The sequence below is a fragment of the Streptomyces sp. NRRL S-31 genome, assembly GCF_000718775.1.
GTDB lineage: Bacteria > Actinomycetota > Actinomycetes > Streptomycetales > Streptomycetaceae > Streptomyces.
In genome coordinates, this window is sequence record NZ_JOCB01000074.1 from 39,784 (window position 1) to 55,769 (window position 15,986).

Consider the following 15,986-nt stretch of genomic DNA (forward strand, 5'->3'; position numbering starts at 1 on the left):
GTCACAGTCCCAACGTGGCGAGGGCGTTGGTCCACGCGTCGGTGCAGTGCCGGACGGATTCGCCTTTGGCCTGCGCGGCGGTGAACAGTCGCGTCATGTGGGCGTCGGTGAGGCAGCCGCATCGGCCGTGGGTGGACAGCACGGCGAGGAACGTCCGGTACACGGTCGCGTGGATCGTGCTGCGGGCCTGCGTGATGCGCTGCTCCGCCATGGCGATGCCGCGTTCCAGGAAGGCGGGTGAGCGGTGGGGACACCCGCCGCCGCCCGACCGGGCGGGCACGTAGACGGAACGGGGCGCCGACCGGGCGGTGGGGGAGTCCGTCACGGCCAGCGCGCGGACGACGTCGGGAAGATCGGTCATGGTGCCGGCGCCGGGGCCCAGGTAGCGGGCGTAGGCCATCATCGACTTGATGTCGACACCGGGGCGGACCGCGTTGCGGGAGGTCATGGCGCCCCGGTAGAGCCAGTGCTCACCGCGCGTCGTCTCCACGGTCCGGGTGGCGGGCAGGGTGGCGCGTGCCCAGTCGACGGCCGCAGCGTCGTCCAGGTCGACCACGGTCACCCCGGCGGCGCCGGGGTGATAGGCGACCGTGACGGCCCGCCGCCATGCGGCCTCCCACACCGGGGAGGTCAGGATGGCCGGGTCGGTGGTGGCGGCGGCCCACGCGTGGCAGACGCCGGGACACCGGCAGGCTCCCGGCGTCTTCATGTTCGGCCGGCCGCCGCACGCGTTACCCGCGCACCGGTGGCAGTTGCCGAACGGTGCCTTGCCCGCGCGCAGGGGCAGCACGGGCACGCCGGCGGCGGCAAGCGTCAGTGCGGTCCGCAAAAGTTCGGGCAGCGTGCTCATGCCGCCACCTCCAGCGTGGCAGTGAGCTGTGCGAGGGCGGCGCGGCCGATGTGCTCGGCGTAGGCGGGCGGGATGCACTCGCGGATGCCGTCGCGGTTCATCCACGGCACCCCCAGCACCTCACGGGCGCGGTAGTTGGCCAGGTGGAACATCTGCCCGCACAGCATCACCGGACCGCGCAGCTTCGGGACGGCCCCGCCGACGTTCTCCATCACCCAGGGGCGCCCGGTCGTCTCCAGGGCCGCGCGGGTGGGGGCGATCAGGTCGGGGTGCTCGCGGCCCTGGATGCGCTGGCATGCGGTGTCGTGCTGGCACGGGGGTGAGCCGTGGATGAAGTCGAACTCCGCCCCGTGCTCCAGCACGAACGCGATGGCGTCGGCCTGCACGAACCGGTGCGGGTAGCGGGGCTGCGGGTCCTTGTCGACGCCGGTCACGTCGAACCCGGCATCGGCGTAGCCCTTGGCCGCGCCGCCCTGGCAGCAGAACAGATCCAGTAAACGCGGCCTGCGGCCGGGCACTCGCCGGATGAGGGTGGGTTGCGTCATGCTGGGGACCTCCACTGTTCAGTTGGATGGGTGGAACAAGGGCGGCCCCGGACTTTGCCGAGACGGGGGCCGCCCTTGGCGTTGCTAGAAGGGGGGTTCGTTGCTGTAGCCGCCGGGCGGGGTGCGCCGCGTCCAGGACGGCAGGGGGAGCAGGAGCCAGCGGCGGGTGTCGTTCCAGCAGGTGCAGGGGTCGAAGTCGCTGCCGTCGTATTCGCCGTCGGGGGTGGTGTAGTCCCAGGCGTGTCCGCCGTTGCCGTGGCACAGCGGGCAGTCGGGGCGGGGGGTGTCCACGATGGCGAGGGCCCGGCGGGGCCAGTCGATGACCTTGATGCGCGGTCGCATGGTTGCCCTTCGCTTCACCGTGTGGAGGGGTGTGCGATGACGACGGCGGTCGCGTCGTCCCGGTAGCCGTTTGTCTCACGCGCAGCGGCAACCAGCGCCTCGGCAAGGGCCTGCGGGTTGTCCTCCAGCTCACGGACCAGGGTCTTCATGACCTCCGGCGTCACCTGGTCGTGTACGCCGTCCGTGGTGAGGATGATGAGCCGGTCCCGGACGCCGGCGGTGTAGACGGTGCCGATCGTGGCGCGGGCGAGGCTGGTGCGGAGCCAGTTGTCGTGTTCCCGGGCGATCTCCAGCGCCACCCCGTTGGCTCGGAGCTGGGCGCCGACGGTGTGGTCGTCGGTATACAGCTCCAGCCGCTGGCCGTTCCAGCCGTACGCGCGGGCGTCGCCGGTCCAGTTGATGACGGTGATGTCGTCGCCGGGGATGGCGCGGGCCGCGACCGCGACCGCGTCCGCCTCCTTGCCGTCGGCTCCCCTGTCGGCGATCAGTTCGGATGCGGTGAGGAGTCCGGCGAGCGGCCCGCGGCGGGCGGAGATCCGGGCGGCGACTGCGGCGAGCAGGGGCGAGGTGGCGGAGGTGTGCGGTCCGTGACCGATGCCGTCGATGACGGCCGCGCCGACGGTGCCGTCGGCCAGCTTATAGACCTTGGCCGCGTCGGCGTTGTCGGCGGCGGTTCCTTCACGGGTGGCAAGTCCCGTACGGATCACGTGTACTCCTGGTCAGTGGGAGTGCTGGTTGGTGGTCTTGGCCCACACACCCCGGGTGGTGGTGTGGGTGTGGTGCTGTTCCTGGTGGACGGGCCCGGTGTAGTGCTGGTGAATGTCCGGGGCGGGCCGGGCGCGCTTGGCGAGCCGGGCAAGGGCGAGGACGAGTGCGGTGGGGGCGCCGAAGACGAGTCCGCACACGACCGGGTCAGCGAACTGGGACACCCACAGGAGTACGGCGGCGGTGCCGCCGACCATGGCGGTGGTGGCGCCGCCGGCGAGCATGAGCACGCTGGCGTCGGTGGCGCCCTGGCTCATCGGGGGCCGGCCGGGCTGCGCGACGGGCGGGGTGTCGCCGTGGACGGGCACGGGGGTGGTGTCGCGGTAGGCGGTGGGCCCGTACTCCGCGGCGATGATCCGGCGGGCTTCGGCGGCGGCTTCCTGGTCGGTCATCGGCAGCGGGCGGGCGGGGTGGTCGGTGTGGTCGGGACGGTTCATGGGGGTGGTCCTCCCGGGTGGGCCCGCGGCCCCCGTGCCGGGGTGTGACGCGGGGGCCGCGGGCGGGCGTCGGACGGGTGTGACGGGGGTGTGACGGGCTGCTGTGACGGCGCGTCACACCCGCTCCCGCCTAGGGGTTCGGGTGTGACGGGGCCGTCACGGTGTGACGGGTGTCAGGCAGCGGCGAGGGCGGGGACGATGCGCCACCGGCCGGTGGCGTTCGTCGGCTCCAGACGGCCCTCGAGCGCGGCTTCCTTCAGCCGCTTGGACACCCAGGAGCGGGAGAGGTTGTTGCGGTCGCACCAGTCCATGAAGTCGACCGGGCCCACGACCATCTGCCCGGCCCGCTCGAACTCCTCCAGCGCGAGCGCGAACAGCTCCCGCGCCTCGTCCGGCGACGGCTTGTGCCCGCTCTCCTGTCCGAAGATCGGCGCGTCGTCGCCTTCCATGGCGCCGGGGAGGTCGGCTTCCGGGTCGATGCCGGCGTCTTCGGGGTCGACCAGCAGCCCGTACCCCTGCCCCTGCCCCTGCTCCCGTCCGTCGTTCATGGCGCTGTCTCCCTGTACGGCGGTCAGCCGCGGCCCGCCCGCGACCGGAACGGGGGTGGGTGCGGGTGCGGTGCGGCCGGTGTAGGCGCGGCCGGCGACCGCGGCCACGGCCCCGGCCGTGACGGGGTCGGCGGTCGCGCCCTCCCGCAGGGCCCACGCCGCGAGCTGCTCCATGAGCGCGGTGGTGCGGGCGGGGAAGGCGAAGGTGCGGCCCGGGGAGGGGTAGCGGTCCTCGGGGATGCCCGGGGAGACGACGTAGCAGTAGCCGGGGCGCCGGTTGCCCCACGCTCCGGGGTGGGCGCCGGCGTCGATGACCGCTTCCGGGAGCGAGAACCCTTCGTCGCGGGGGTCGCAGCCGAGCGCGATCACGGACGGCAGGGAGGCCCGGGTGCTGGTGGACATCTGGTCGTAGGAGGGGCGCTGAAGGGACACGATCAGGGAGACGCCGGCCGAGCGGGCTTCCTGAGCGATCCCGGTGAACGCGTCGTCCCCCAGCGCCCGCAAGGTGTTCGCCGCTTCCTCAAACCACGCGACGAGGAACGGCATACCGGCGCAGCCGCACGCCCGGCCGGTCTGGCAGGAGTGGGCGGGGTCGGTCTGGGCCTGGGCGGCGGCGGGGAGCCACTGGCGGTAGCCGTGGGCGCCGAGCCAGCGGGTGCGGGCGGGGATGACGGCCTTGACCGCCTCCACCATGACTTCCGTGTCCGCCCCGCCCTCGGCCGACCAGTCCATGCCGGGCCTCAAAGGGGCGAAGTCCTGGAACGCTTTCGGGTCCGAGGTCCACAGCAGCACATCCCGCCGGGACAGCACTTCTGTCATCAGGTTGAGCGCGGTCTCGCCCTTGCCCGATCCGGTACCGCCCGCGATCAGCAGGTGGGTGCTGTTCCGCTTGGCCTCCGGGTCGCCGGGGAGCCAGATCACGAGCGGGGAGCCGTCGTCGTACCGGCCGATGACCAGGGGTTCCGCGATCGACCCGCCCAGGGTCGAGGGTCCCTCGTACTCCGCCGGCTGCGCGAGCATGTCCTCGGGGACGATGACCAGCTCACCGCGGCGGCTGGAGTCCGGCGAGGGGTGGTAGCGGACGGCGGAGACTGGCAGGTCCAGCGCGGACGCGATCCGGGCCAGAGCCTTGGACACGTCGTCGTTGGTCTGCTCACCCGGCTCCAGCAGCAACGGCGCGGTGACCCGGTTGGGTTCCACCGTCGTGGTACCGATCTGCGCACGGGCCAGACCGACCTTCTCCAACAGGCCCTTGTCGGTGCCGCCGGCCTGCGGGTCGGTGTCGGTGCGGCGCAGGATCATCCGCACGTTCCAGGACAGGGCCACGACGGGGCCGCCCATCAGGAACAGGTCGTCCAGCGGGCCGGTGGTGGGTCCGGCGAGACAGGCCGCGGTCACCCACGCCGATCCCGCCGCCACGGTGATGGCCGAGTGCAGCCGGCGCTGCTGACTGGTCGACTTCCCCGCCCACCACGTCGCCCCGGTCAGGGCGACGGAGGCGAGGGTGAGGCCGACACCGGCCCCGGCGGAGGCTTCCCACCGCAGCGAGCCGAGCGCTCCGGCCAGGCCCGTACCGGCCCAGCCGAGCCAGGGCGGCAGGTGCGGCTTGACCCGGGCGAGCAGGTAGACGCCCACGCTCCCGCCCGATCCGTGTCCGTGCGGGTCGGGGAGGTAGGCGGCGGCTCCGTCGTGGCCGTAGGCGGCCACCGAATGGCTGTTGCGAGCCATGAAGATCACTCCTTCCCTACTGCTGGTGCCAGTTCATGACCGGCTGCTGCGGCCGGCGGGCGCGGTGACGGACGCGGTTGATCTCTTCTTCGAACTCCTGCTGGAACGTGGAGTGGCAGGCGGCGGCGTTCTTCGCCGCGTCCCGCAGGGCGTCCGCGGCCCGCTGCATCTTGCGGGCGACCTTCTGTGCCCTGATCCGCGAGCCGAACGCCCGCCCTTCCGGGTCTGGCACGGAGGCGAGGACGCCCTTCATGATCTCGGCGCCCATGGCGACTTCGATGGACAGCGTCACGGCGGCGGCCCGCAGGGTGTTGCAGTACATCCGGACCAGGGCGGGAGACGAGAAGTCCGGTTCCGGCAGCAGCGCTTCGGCGTGGGGACGGCGTCCGCCGCCGCTGTTGCCGCGGTGGTTGTTGGTGGTGCGGTTGATGGTGACGTTCACCGGGGGCGCGAACGAGCTGCCCAGTCCGCCGATGAAGCCGCCCGCGGCGGCACCCGCGTTGGCGAACTTGTTGCCCTTGTCGGCGCCGGCGCTGTCACGCGTCGTGGATGCCATGAGTGGACTCCTTCGCAGGTCAGTGGGTGCGGCGGACGATGAGCCAGACGGTCTGTGCGGTGCCCCAGATCAGCAGCCACAGCAGACCGAGCGGACCGGTGAGCGGCCCGAACCCGGCCGCGGCAGCGAACCAGCCGCCGCCCACGGTGGCGAGCGCGGCCAGGCCGATGCGCCAGGCAAGGGCGGAGCCGGTCCCCGGGCGGCGGTGCTGCATGAGCAGCACCCACACGGCCGGGCCGGCGGCGAGGACGGCGAGGACCAGACCGGTCCACGGCTCCGTGGCGTGCAGCACGCCGGCCGCGGCGAGGGCGAACACGGCGAGGCCGGTCGGGGCCAGCGCGCCGCGGTGGCGCCACAGCATCCGCCCGGCCCATCCGGCGGCCTCCCGGGTGAGGGAGGGCTGCTCGGGGACGACGATCACGAACGGCTGCGCGCTACGGCGACCGCGCTGACGGGGGATGCGGACGGTGTGAACGCCCGCGGCGGACTTCAGGCCGCGGGCACGGGTACGACTGGACACAGCGAATCTCCTCAGAGGGAGGCAGTCGGATGGGGGGTGCTGTGCAGGTTCAGGCGGCGGGCTGGTCGTCCGGGTAGGCGCACGGGGTGCACACGCCGAGCGCGGCCGGGATGACGTAGCCGGCGTCCCGGCGGCACTGCGGGCAGGTGCGGCGGGCCGTGTTCGCCTTCGCCAGCGCGGCGCGCTTGGCCGGGGTCATCGGCCGGACGGGCTTGGCCAGCTCTACCGAGTAGAGGTAGGCGACCAGCGGGCCGCGGCGGCGCCGCGGACGCTCGATCTGTGCGGCCACGTCCTGACCGCCCGGCCGCAGACCGGCCGCGCGCAGTTGCCGGACCGTGGCCAGCCCCTCAGGTGCCAGTCGCCACGGGTAGACGGGAACGGCGGCCATCACCGGCTCGCGATGGCCAGCTCAGCGACGCCCGCGGCCGGGTCGCGATGCTCGGCGTAGCGGGCGGAGACCCACCCGACCGACCAGCCACACAACTCCGCCGCAGCCCGCACCGGCAGCTCCGCGTCGTAGGCGGCGGCCACAATCTTGCGGGCTTCGTCCTCGGGGAGCTTGCTCGCGGCCGGCCCACGCTCCAGCAGCGCGGCGCGTTCACGCTCCGCCCGCTCCTCGCGCTCGGCCTGTTCACGGCGTTCACGCTCGGCCCGCTCCGCAGCCTCACGGGCGCGACGCTCGGCGGCCTCCCGCTCAGCGCGTTCGCGCTCCCGCTCGCGCTGTTCACGCTCGCGTTCACGGCGTTCACGCTCGGCCTGTTCGGCACGTTCGCGGGCGGCCCGCTCCTCCCGCTCGCGCAGCTGGCGCCGCTCCTCCCGCTCCGCAGCCTCACGGGCCAGAGCGGCTTCGTGTTCACGCTGTTCACGAGCCAGCGTCGCGGCGTGCTCGCGCTCCTCACGCGCCTGCTGGCGGGCAGCCTCCGCACGCTCCCGGGCCGTCTGCTCGGCCCGCTCACGCTCGGCCCGCTGCTGCTCCTCCAGCGCCTTGACGGCGCCGGTGATGGCACGGCGGTAGGCCAGACCGGTCTCCGCCGTGACGATCAGCAGCAGCGGCGCCACCGCGTGCACGGCCACACCGACCAGGTCTTTCTTCAGGGCGGAGTCGGCGGTGTTCAGGGCCAGAGTCATCGCGCCGGTCATCCAGCGCAGCGCGACCGGCCACCACCCACCCTTGGCGCCGAGACGGGCCAGCGTCGAATCCAGACGGACCACGATGACCACCGCAGCATCCACGACCAGGGGCAGGATCGGAGCCGTCCACACCCAGTCACCCGGGGTGTGGGCAGCCATCAACGGGGTGACGGTCAGGATCGAATACAGCATGGCGCCGGCCACGATCAGCCACATGCCCACCGACAGCGCACGTTCCGCTGAACGGATCTGAACACCGTTCACGCCGCACCCCCGACCGGCTTCGGAGCGGGCATGTGCACGCGGCGAAAGCCGCGGGACGCCGGGTGGTAGATGAACGCCTCAAGACACCACGTGCACGCGGCCGACGGGCGTTCAGCCGAGGGCACCCACCGGGTCCCGGCAGGCACACCATGGGTGGCGGTGTCCGCGTAGGCATCCTCGCGGGAGGCGTAGATGGTGTGCGGCTCACCGTGGTGCAGCAGCACCATCAGCGTCCGCCCCTCCACCGGCATGCCCCTCAGCTCCTCACGGAGCCGACGGATCTCGATGTCCCTCAGCAGCAGCTCCTGCTGCGCAGCGGACAGCTCCTCCACGGCGTGGGAGAAGAGCGCACCGGTCTCGGACGCAGCCGCCTTCGACCGGTCGGCGCGCTCCTTCAGCGTCTCGGCCTCGCCCTCGGACTTCTTGAGCGCAGCCGCGAGTTCGAAGACGTGCTCACGCAGGATTCCGGCGTCGCTCTCGGCTTCCTCAGCGCGCGCCGTCAGGTCCCCCACTTCGCGCGCATGCCGGCCCAAGGCGGCATCCGCCTGCCCCTGCACCTCCCGCGCGCGACAGCGGGCCCGGTCGGCGTCCTGCTCCAGCCGGCGCACACGGCCGGCGGTCACGATGCGGATCACGCCGCCTCCCCCGCGGTCCCACGGTTGGCCAGCACCGCCCGCTCGACCAACACCCTGTTGTGGGCGCGGCGCAGCCGCTTGTGGTCCAGCTCGTTCGGCGCGCGGTCCAGCAGCGCGATCCGCACGTCCAGCAGCTCGACCTCCGCCCGGATGAGCGGCATCTCGGTCTCGATCGCGTCCAGCTCCGCGGCCGTGGGCTCGCGGTCGTACTCGTCGGCGGTAACAACCGCCTGGACAGCAGCGATGGACTTCATGGGTCGTGGTTCCTCTCACAGGGTGGACGGCCCGAAGAGCACCCCCCGGATTGCCCTCCGGGGGGTGCGGCCGTTTGTGGTGGGGGTGGATCAGGGGCGGGACAGCAGGTAGGCCGCAGAGGCGGCCAGGAAGTCGGCAGCGGCGACGGCCGACTCACGCAGCGACGCCAGCGCCTCCACGCTCACGGCGCCGCGCATGTCGTACGCGGCCCGCACCGCCGCGGTCACGTCCAGACGCAGCTGCGGAAGCAGCACCGTCAGGGCGATCTGCGGGGCGGTGACAGCGGACCGAGTGACGTGGCTCGCCTCACGGGCGGCAGCGACGTCGGCCGGGGCCGCGCCGGACAGGCGCAGGTCCTCGCGCACCCACATCGCACGGCGGTGATCCGCCAGCGCGGTGCTCAGCTCGGACAGGGCCGTCAAGGCCCGGTCCCTCAGCGTCTGCCTGCGCTGGGACCGGGCCGCGTAGTACTGCTGGACACCGACGACACCGGCACCCAGCACGGTGCCGACGACCGCGACAACCGCGGCGGCGATCTCCATCAAACTCCCCCTCTCGGGGCCGGACTTTCCGGCTCCCCGCGCTCCCGTCCGTACGACCCCGCACGAGGCAGGTCCGGACGGACGGGAGAGGCAGCCGGCCGCAGCACGAAGCGCCGCGAAGCCAGGAAGCGGACCGAGGAAGAAGGGCGCCGCCGGCCGGTCCGCGTACCGGTAGCGCCTAGGTCTTCGTTCGCGCATGGGGACTCCCATCAGTTGAGGTCAACGAGGAACAAGCACTGCAAGGGGGACCACGTCCCCACTCTCCGGCCGTTGCTCGCGGTCGCCGGGCCACCTCGCCAGTACGGGTCGAAACCCTGTTCCTCCTGGCCTTCAGCGGGATTGCAGCGTCCCCGCCTTCTGCGCATGCGGCGTCAGCCGCCAACCAGCCGAGTCCTTGCCTCGGCGGTGCAGTACCTGTTTTACAGGTACTGCATGGGGGGCCGTCAAGCTTGCTGACGGAACTCCTTGGTGTTCGCGCCGGGACTTCTTGGCGCTCAATCAGAATCTCTGCTGCTCAGGGGAGTTGGTTACCCCCCACGTAGACAGCTTCGGGACTTCTGGCTACGGTCAGGAAGTCCCTAGACGTCCCATCGGGGGTGCAGATGTCGAACGAGCGTTTACGGTCCGCTCTCCTCGCCCGCGGCATGACCGTGCAGGCCCTTGCGGAAGCGATCGAGGTCAACCCGAAGACGGTCGAACGCTGGATCACTCAGGGCAAGGTGCCGTACCGACGCCACCAGTACGCGACGGCAGCCGTTCTCAAGGTCGATGTGACGACGCTTTGGGAGGACGGCCGTTCCCTCGACGGCGCCACGGACTTGACCAAAGCCGAGATAGCGACCGTCTATCCGCGTCGGCACACGGTTCCGTCCGGGCTCTGGCGAGAGATGTATGGCCGCGCTCAGCGGCACCTAGACGTGTTGGTCTACTCCGGTCTATTCCTCTCGGAGGACCCGCTGTTCCACGACCTGGTGAGGGCGAAGGTGGAAGCCGGCGTGCAAGTGCGCATCCTGCTCGGAGACCCAGACTGCGCGGCCGTTCGGCAGCGCGGCATTGACGAAGGCCACCGGATCATGGATGGCAAGATTCGCAACGCCCTGGTGCTGTACCGCCCGCTGATCCGAAGCCATCCGGACATCAGCTTCCGGCTGCACGACTCCACGCTGTACAACTCCATCTACCGTGCCGATGACGAGATGCTGGTGAACCCGCACGTCTACGGCATCGGCGCTTACATGGCACCGGTTTTCCATCTCCGCCGGCTGCCGGGCGGTGGCCTCTTCGACACGTACGCGAACAGCATCGATCACACCTGGCAGCACGCCCGCCCGGTCACCGAGCAGGACGTAGCCAGGACCACGGGAGCCATGAACCATGGGACGCATTGACTACCTGCACGACCCCGACGCGCCGCCAGCCAACTCGGTCGTGCCGTCCGTAGTCGCGTTCGTCCAGAACCACGCGGGCGAAGTGCTGATGATTCAGCGGTCTGACAATGGACGGTGGGCGTTGCCCGGCGGTGGCCACGACCTGGGCGAATCCATCAGTGACACAGTCGTGCGTGAGGTGTGGGAAGAGACCGGCATCAAGGTGCAGGTAGCCGACGTGTCCGGGCTCTACACGGACCCCGGCCACGTGATGAGGTACGACGACGGCGAGGTGCGGCAACAGTTCAGCATCTGCTTCCGTGCCCGACCGGTCGGCGGCGAACTCCGTACGAGCAACGAGACGACTCAGGTCCGCTGGGTCAGTCCCGCGGACCTGGAGTCGATGGACGTGCACCCGACTATGCGGCTCCGGATTGAGCACGCCATGGATCGGACGCGCAACGCTCCTTACATCGGCTGACGCTTGGCCGCAGCTAGCCGATCGAGCACACGGGACGTGCATCCCAGGATCTCGGGTTCGGCCCGGCGAATGAACTGTCCGATCAGGCTTTCCGGCCCATACCGCCCCGTAATCTCATTGATCCGGTCGATCGGGTTCGTCGGCGTGCCGTCCGGCGTGGTGTTCATGTCGCAGTAGCAGAGCGCGTCGTTCAGGTCCTCCCGCTCACGCGGGAACTCCCCCTCCAGCTCCTCGCGCATACCGCGCGCTTCGGCCTCCAGCCAGGCACAGGAGTGGTGCGCAACCAAGTTGACGACGCGTTTATCGGCGACAGCCGTGTCTCGGAGGTAGCGCGCACCGTCAAGCGGGTGGAAGCCCGTCTTGGCCAAGTCCGGTGCGTAGCCGATGTCGTGCAAGACGGCTGCGGCCTCCAACAGATCCGCGTCCTGGTCGAGTACGAGCGCGATCGTCCGCGCCCTCTCGGCGACGCCCAAGCAGTGCTTCCATCGCCGCGGCAACGGTTCAGCGAGCAGGGACTCAGCCAGGGGATAAGCCCACTCCGTCAACTTCGGCAAGCTACGAACGCTCCTCTCGCGTCGGCAGGGTGTGGACCGTCCGCACTCTGCCCTGTCCTCCCCCTGCCAGCACGCCGGCGGCTTCCAACTTCTCCAGAGCCTTCGTCACCGTGGGGCGCGAGACGCCGAAACGCTCGGCTAGCACCGAAGCGCTCGGGAAGGCTTCCCCCACCTCCAGCTCATCAGCCGTGATGACGTCTGCGATCCGCTCATGGAGGGGGCGCCGGTCAACCACCGTCCCCGGGCGTATGACGCGCCACCGCTCACCCGCCGCCGGTTCGGCGACGCCTTCCTGCTTCAGCACGCCGAACGCACGGACAGCCACGCCACGCGAGACCTTGTATTCGCGCACAACCTCGGTCAGTGACGGGAGCACCGTCATGCTCGGATCTCCTTCGATCCGCGTCTTCAGAGCGTTGGCGATCTTCAGGAAGGTTCCCCGAGGGTTGGTCTGCTGCGACACCGCTCTCCTCGTCCGTTCGCCCGTCGTCATCTCCAAGAGTCCCACGACTCGGGGCACCCGCAGGAGGGGGGAGGACGTGTTGCCGTGCCGGATGTGGGGCAGCGAAGCTACTTCATCGATCCCATGGGGCACTTCTGGCCAACCTTGAACGAGCGCGGCGTAGCTACACGTTGACTACGCTGTAGCTACACCGTGACCACGCATCCAGCACCAACGCTGCAATCTCACTACCGGAGATGCTGGCCTTACGCCAAGCGCTTCGTTGCTGGAAGTGAGCGCCTGGTAGGTGGCCAGATCGGGCGCTGGATGTAGGCGCTGCTACCGTCTCCAATGTCGAGCATCGGGCAGTAGACGCATGTCGGTCACACCCTGCCTGATAGAATGCGCGCGCACGCCGAAGACCCGTTTGGCGCCAACCGGCCAAGGACGTCGCCAGACGGGTCATTCGTCATACAAACAAAGGAGGTGCCACATGGATGGCGTAGCGGCCACCCTAGGGCAACAATTGTTGCGTTGGTCCATCGTACCGCCTTACGCATGGCATGGCAATGCTTAAGGCGGTGCCCTTTGGGTCGAAGCGTCAAGTCTTCGCCCCCTACGCGCAGAGGCACCCAGTGGGTCAGCGCGCGGGACGTGGGGCACCTGTGGGGCGGCAAGGCGGTGCCACGTAGGAAGGCGCAGATGAGGGCCTGATCGCCGCGCGGTCTGTAAATCTGCCGGCTCAGCCTTCCCAGGTTCGAATCCTGGCGCCGCCACACGGGAACGAGGCCCCGTGATCTGTGAGAGCAGATCACGGGGCCTTCGTCGTGTACCGGTATGTGCCGGACGAGGTCTCAGGCCGTCGGGGTGGGGCGCAGGGCGAGCAGGGCGATGTCGTCGGTGGCCTCGGCTCCGAACTTGAGGATCAGTTCGTCGCAGAAGACCTCCAGGGGCGCTCGTGCCTGGTCGGCGGTGTGCCGGCGCAGCCGCGCCATTCCGTCGTCCAGCGACTCGCCGCGGCGTTCGATGAGACCGTCGGTGAAGAACAGCAGCGTGGAGCCGGGCGGCAGCGGCTCGCGGGCGGAGCGGCGGGGCATGCCGGGGTCCATGCCGATCAACAGGCCACGACCCGTCTCCAGGTAGCGCGTGTCGCCCTCGCGCGTGGTCAGCAGGGGCGGCAGGTGGCCGGCGGAGGAGTGGTGCAGCTCCGTTGTGCCGCCGTCCCGCTTGACCAGGCCCTACACGCAGGTGGCGGTGGACAGCGGGTACGGCGTGTGGCTCGCGCGGTCCAGGCGGTGCAGGACGTCTCCGGGGGGTTCCGGACGGTCGACGGTGATGCCGCGCAGCATGTTGCGCAGCGTGCTCATGGCGACGGCGGCCTGGAGGTCATGGCCGGAGACGTCGCCGATGACCAGCACGGTGTCGCCGCACGGCAGGACGAAGGCGTCGTACCAGTCCCCGCCGACCTCCGCGGTGGTGCTGGACGGGACGTACCGGGCGGCCAGCTCCAGGTGTGCGACGCGGGGCAGTCCGGGCAGCAGCGCACGCTGGAGGTGCTCGGCGTTGGAGAGGGTGTGCTGGTGCAGCCGGGCGTTGTCCACGGCGAGGGCGATGCCGCGGACCAGCTCCGCGATCAGGGGGATGTCCTCTTTGGTGAACGGGTGTTCGTCCAGCACGCGGACCATGGTCAGGGCGCCGAAGACCTCCCGCTGGGACCGCAGCGGAGCGACGACGGCGCTGCTCGCCCCCAGTTGCTCCACCAGCTCCAGTTGCCGGGCGTCCAAGGGGTTCTGCGGCCGGCTGAGCGGAGGGATGCCGGTGACCAGCAGGGGGCCCGCACTGCGCAGCACCTTGGGCAGGGACCCCTGGGTGTTCCGGGACATCGCCGGGAGCCTGCCCAGGTGCACTCCGGAGACCAGCACCCGGGGGTCGCGGTGCACGACGCAGATCCGCTCCACCCGCCCCTGCTCGTCGACGAGGTCCGCCACGCACCAGTCGGCCAGTTCCCGGGTCAGGACGTGGCACACCCGCCGCAGCCTCTCGCGCGGATCGAGGGTGCCGGTCAGCGCGCCCCCGGTGTCGGCGAACAGGGACAGCCACTCCGGCGTCGCCCGCCCCGGGTCCACCGCCTTCACTTTCCTGGTGCTGCTCGGCAGGCGCACCGGACCCGGCACCGGCCGCCGCGAGTGCCGGTCGTCCCGGGTGGTGTCCGGCGGGGCCGGGGAAGCCGGGGGAGCCGTCGTGGCGGTGAGCCGGGCGACGAACACGGTGCGCCCGTCGACCGCCTCCTGGGTCTGCACGGAGAGCCGGATCGGGATCACCCGGCCGTCCCGGTGCAACGCGGGGACCGGTATCTGACGGCCGAGGATGCGGGACTCGCCGGTGAGCAGCAGTGAGGTGAAAGCCGTCACGTGGCGTGTGCGCAGGTGCTCGGGGATCACGACGGTCAGCCGCTGTCCGACGAGATCGTGGGCGTGTCAGCCCAGCAGGTCGGCCGCGGAGCGGTTCACCGCGATGATCCGGTTTCCGTCGTCCGCCGCGATGGTCGGCACCAGGGCGGCCTCCACCTCGCTCGCGTCCCAGGGCGCCAGGTCCGTCGGGGTGGCGCTCGGCGCGCCCGGGGCCCGCGTCCACGCGGTGGGGTGCTCCCCGGACAGCTGGCCGGCGATCTGGTCGAACAGCCAGTGCCGGAAGGCCCGGAGCTGCGGAAGGGCCGGCAGGCTGAGCAGGTCGCCCCGCTGAGCCGCCAGGTCGGCCCGGTCCAGGACCCGGCGCAGGACCGCCACGCGGGGGGCCGCGTCCGCCGCGAAGGCCACCAGGAGCGAGAGGGTCGAGCTGTCGGGCGTCTCTTGCTCCACCGCCACCGTCATGGACGCGCAGATCACATTGCTGGTGTCCTGGGCGACGACGAGGTCCTCCGGCCGCACACCGGCCGGCCGCACACCGGCCGGCCGCACACCGGCCGGGCGGCCGTCGGCTGAGGCGAGGAACAGCTCGCGCAGCAAGCCCTCCCACTGCTGCTGGGCCGCCCAGTACAGGGCGTACGGCACGTCGTTCAGCGTCACGGTCAGGGACCGGCCGGGCGGGGCCACGGTCTCCCAGGGGGACGCCGGGGGAGCCGGCGCCTCGGGCCACACTTCGAACCAGACCGTCTTGAGGTCCTCGCCGCTGTGGACGCCGTGGATGGTGGCCAGCTCCTCCACCAGGGCCAGGCCCCGCCCGGTGCAGGCGTAGGGGTGGCGGTCGTGCGGCACCAGCCCGCGGTCCGGGCGGTGATCGCTGACCCGTACGTGCGCCCGGCCCTCGGTGAGCCAGGCCCGCACCTCCACCCCGGTGCGCGCGTGGATCACGGCGTTGGTGACCAGCTCGCCGGTGAGCAGCTCGGCGGTGTCCACGATCCCGGGTGCGGCGCCGTCCGGCACCGACCGTACGAACCGCCGGGCCACGACGACGTCGCGCGGTGAAGGAGCCAGGTCCCGCGCCGGTGCTCCCGGTGGAATGGGACTGCCCATACCGGCTGGGTGCCCAGAAACGTCCACGGGAAGAGGGCGGACACCGGCGAAATGCCGCGCCGCGCGAGAGAGGTTTTCTCGCCGCCGGGGCGCCTCGACGGCACACCCGCCGTGGACCCGGCCGGACGTCGGCCACCGTGGACTAGAATCGAACGTGTGAACGAGGACCGTCCGCTGACGCGTCTCGACATGCTGCGCTTCGCCCGCCGTGTCGTCGAACACCAGGCTGCCCGCCAGCTCGCGCTGATGGACCGGTGGATCGCCGACGAGGAACGCCGGGAGGCCGCGCGGCAGCACCGCCCCGCCGCCCGGCGGACCGCCCAGGAGTGGGCCATCGAGCGTGGCCTGAACGGCCGCAGCGCGGTGTACGTCCACGTCGGCGGCTGTACGGGCGCCGGCGGGCGGGCCAAGGGGGTCGGCCGGGAGCAGGCGGTACGGGCCCTCACCGAAGGAGGTGTCCAGCCGTGCCCGCTCTGCCGGCCGGACACCACGCTGGGAATTCTCGAGTGACC

19 protein-coding genes and 1 pseudogene are annotated in these 15,986 nt (G+C 71.3%); 3 read left to right on the forward strand and 17 right to left on the reverse strand.

What is annotated here, in order from left to right:
* Position 1: 1 nt before the first annotated feature.
* The 13 genes from IF37_RS0126200 to IF37_RS0126260 all read right to left on the reverse strand — a co-directional run bounded on the left by IF37_RS0126200 (position 2) and on the right by IF37_RS0126260 (position 9,118).
* Positions 2–850, reverse strand: a complete 849-nt coding sequence (locus IF37_RS0126200) for a bifunctional DNA primase/polymerase (protein ID WP_030747390.1) — start codon at positions 848–850, stop codon at positions 2–4.
* On the reverse strand, positions 847–1,395 hold the full coding sequence (locus tag IF37_RS0126205; protein WP_030747392.1) for a DNA cytosine methyltransferase: 549 nt from the start codon (positions 1,393–1,395) through the stop codon (positions 847–849). Before IF37_RS0126205 ends, IF37_RS0126200 begins: the two co-directional genes overlap by 4 nt.
* 84 nt (positions 1,396–1,479) lie before the next feature.
* Positions 1,480–1,737: a hypothetical protein gene (locus tag IF37_RS0126210; RefSeq protein WP_030747395.1), complete on the reverse strand. Its 258-nt coding sequence runs from the start codon at positions 1,735–1,737 to the stop codon at positions 1,480–1,482.
* Between the two features lie 14 nt (positions 1,738–1,751).
* Positions 1,752–2,444, reverse strand: a complete 693-nt coding sequence (locus IF37_RS0126215) for a SpoIIE family protein phosphatase (RefSeq protein ID WP_030747398.1) — start codon at positions 2,442–2,444, stop codon at positions 1,752–1,754.
* A gap of 12 nt (positions 2,445–2,456) precedes the next feature.
* Complete coding sequence (locus tag IF37_RS0126220; RefSeq protein WP_030747401.1) at positions 2,457–2,939, reverse strand: hypothetical protein; 483 nt, start codon at positions 2,937–2,939, stop codon at positions 2,457–2,459.
* A gap of 173 nt (positions 2,940–3,112) precedes the next feature.
* Entirely contained in the window at positions 3,113–5,215 is a 2,103-nt protein-coding gene (gene traB / locus IF37_RS0126225; RefSeq protein WP_030747404.1) for a plasmid transfer protein TraB, read from the reverse strand.
* A gap of 16 nt (positions 5,216–5,231) precedes the next feature.
* Positions 5,232–5,771: a plasmid transfer protein TraA gene (gene traA / locus IF37_RS0126230; protein ID WP_030747409.1), complete on the reverse strand. Its 540-nt coding sequence runs from the start codon at positions 5,769–5,771 to the stop codon at positions 5,232–5,234.
* Positions 5,772–5,790: 19 nt separating this feature from the next.
* On the reverse strand, positions 5,791–6,291 hold the full coding sequence (locus IF37_RS0126235; RefSeq protein ID WP_030747412.1) for a hypothetical protein: 501 nt from the start codon (positions 6,289–6,291) through the stop codon (positions 5,791–5,793).
* Between the two features lie 49 nt (positions 6,292–6,340).
* Positions 6,341–6,679 carry an RRQRL motif-containing zinc-binding protein gene (locus IF37_RS0126240; protein WP_030747415.1) on the reverse strand — a complete coding sequence of 113 codons (339 nt, stop codon included), beginning with the start codon at positions 6,677–6,679 and terminating at the stop codon, positions 6,341–6,343.
* Positions 6,679–7,686 (reverse strand): hypothetical protein, encoded by a 1,008-nt coding sequence (locus IF37_RS0126245; protein ID WP_030747418.1) that lies wholly within the window; start codon positions 7,684–7,686, stop codon positions 6,679–6,681. Before IF37_RS0126245 ends, IF37_RS0126240 begins: the two co-directional genes overlap by 1 nt.
* Complete coding sequence (locus tag IF37_RS39700) at positions 7,683–8,321, reverse strand: hypothetical protein (RefSeq protein ID WP_037857063.1); 639 nt, start codon at positions 8,319–8,321, stop codon at positions 7,683–7,685. Before IF37_RS39700 ends, IF37_RS0126245 begins: the two co-directional genes overlap by 4 nt.
* Positions 8,318–8,575, reverse strand: a complete 258-nt coding sequence (locus tag IF37_RS0126255; protein WP_030747423.1) for a DUF6284 family protein — start codon at positions 8,573–8,575, stop codon at positions 8,318–8,320. The genes IF37_RS39700 and IF37_RS0126255 overlap by 4 nt, the downstream gene beginning before the upstream one ends.
* A 90-nt stretch (positions 8,576–8,665) precedes the next feature.
* On the reverse strand, positions 8,666–9,118 hold the full coding sequence (locus IF37_RS0126260; protein WP_030747425.1) for a hypothetical protein: 453 nt from the start codon (positions 9,116–9,118) through the stop codon (positions 8,666–8,668).
* Positions 9,119–9,720: 602 nt separating this feature from the next.
* Between IF37_RS0126260 and IF37_RS0126265 the strand changes: the two genes are divergently transcribed.
* Both IF37_RS0126265 and IF37_RS0126270 read left to right on the forward strand, forming a co-directional pair.
* On the forward strand, positions 9,721–10,506 hold the full coding sequence (locus IF37_RS0126265) for a helix-turn-helix domain-containing protein (RefSeq protein ID WP_030747427.1): 786 nt from the start codon (positions 9,721–9,723) through the stop codon (positions 10,504–10,506).
* Positions 10,493–10,966 (forward strand): NUDIX domain-containing protein, encoded by a 474-nt coding sequence (locus IF37_RS0126270; protein ID WP_030747430.1) that lies wholly within the window; start codon positions 10,493–10,495, stop codon positions 10,964–10,966. Before IF37_RS0126265 ends, IF37_RS0126270 begins: the two co-directional genes overlap by 14 nt.
* Here IF37_RS0126270 and IF37_RS0126275 read toward each other — a convergent pair.
* The 4 genes and pseudogenes from IF37_RS0126275 to IF37_RS46670 all read right to left on the reverse strand — a co-directional run bounded on the left by IF37_RS0126275 (position 10,954) and on the right by IF37_RS46670 (position 15,474).
* The gene (locus IF37_RS0126275; protein WP_030747433.1) at positions 10,954–11,520 is read right to left on the reverse strand and encodes an HD domain-containing protein; all 567 of its coding nucleotides are present in this window, start codon (positions 11,518–11,520) and stop codon (positions 10,954–10,956) included. The genes IF37_RS0126270 and IF37_RS0126275 overlap by 13 nt on opposite strands.
* Position 11,521: 1 nt before the next feature.
* Positions 11,522–11,983 (reverse strand): GntR family transcriptional regulator, encoded by a 462-nt coding sequence (locus IF37_RS0126280; protein WP_030747436.1) that lies wholly within the window; start codon positions 11,981–11,983, stop codon positions 11,522–11,524.
* Positions 11,984–12,816: 833 nt separating this feature from the next.
* Positions 12,817–14,403, reverse strand: a pseudogene (locus tag IF37_RS46665) (PP2C family protein-serine/threonine phosphatase).
* 36 nt (positions 14,404–14,439) lie between these two features.
* Positions 14,440–15,474, reverse strand: coding sequence for an ATP-binding protein (locus tag IF37_RS46670; protein ID WP_367647126.1), 1,035 nt, complete (start codon positions 15,472–15,474; stop codon positions 14,440–14,442).
* Positions 15,475–15,630: 156 nt separating this feature from the next.
* On the opposite strand from IF37_RS46670, the gene IF37_RS0126290 reads away from it, so the two are divergent.
* A complete protein-coding gene (locus tag IF37_RS0126290; RefSeq protein WP_037857065.1) occupies positions 15,631–15,984 on the forward strand; it encodes a DUF6233 domain-containing protein in 354 nt (117 codons plus the stop codon).
* Positions 15,985–15,986: the final 2 nt, after the last annotated feature.

What these genes read in the sequence shown, in the direction of transcription:
- IF37_RS0126200 (WP_030747390.1), bottom strand. Translation starts at nt 850, where the DNA reads ATGAGCACGCTGCCCGAACTTTTGCGGACCGCACTGACGCTTGCCGCC.
- IF37_RS0126255 (WP_030747423.1), bottom strand. Translation starts at nt 8,575, where the DNA reads ATGAAGTCCATCGCTGCTGTCCAGGCGGTTGTTACCGCCGACGAGTAC.
- IF37_RS0126205 (WP_030747392.1), bottom strand. Translation starts at nt 1,395, where the DNA reads ATGACGCAACCCACCCTCATCCGGCGAGTGCCCGGCCGCAGGCCGCGT.
- IF37_RS0126220 (WP_030747401.1), bottom strand. Translation starts at nt 2,939, where the DNA reads ATGAACCGTCCCGACCACACCGACCACCCCGCCCGCCCGCTGCCGATG.
- IF37_RS0126265 (WP_030747427.1), top strand. Translation starts at nt 9,721, where the DNA reads ATGTCGAACGAGCGTTTACGGTCCGCTCTCCTCGCCCGCGGCATGACC.
- IF37_RS0126210 (WP_030747395.1), bottom strand. Translation starts at nt 1,737, where the DNA reads ATGCGACCGCGCATCAAGGTCATCGACTGGCCCCGCCGGGCCCTCGCC.
- IF37_RS46670 (WP_367647126.1), bottom strand. Translation starts at nt 15,474, where the DNA reads ATGGGCAGTCCCATTCCACCGGGAGCACCGGCGCGGGACCTGGCTCCT.
- traB (WP_030747404.1), bottom strand. Translation starts at nt 5,215, where the DNA reads ATGGCTCGCAACAGCCATTCGGTGGCCGCCTACGGCCACGACGGAGCC.
- IF37_RS0126240 (WP_030747415.1), bottom strand. Translation starts at nt 6,679, where the DNA reads ATGGCCGCCGTTCCCGTCTACCCGTGGCGACTGGCACCTGAGGGGCTG.
- traA (WP_030747409.1), bottom strand. Translation starts at nt 5,771, where the DNA reads ATGGCATCCACGACGCGTGACAGCGCCGGCGCCGACAAGGGCAACAAG.
- IF37_RS0126260 (WP_030747425.1), bottom strand. Translation starts at nt 9,118, where the DNA reads ATGGAGATCGCCGCCGCGGTTGTCGCGGTCGTCGGCACCGTGCTGGGT.
- IF37_RS0126270 (WP_030747430.1), top strand. Translation starts at nt 10,493, where the DNA reads ATGGGACGCATTGACTACCTGCACGACCCCGACGCGCCGCCAGCCAAC.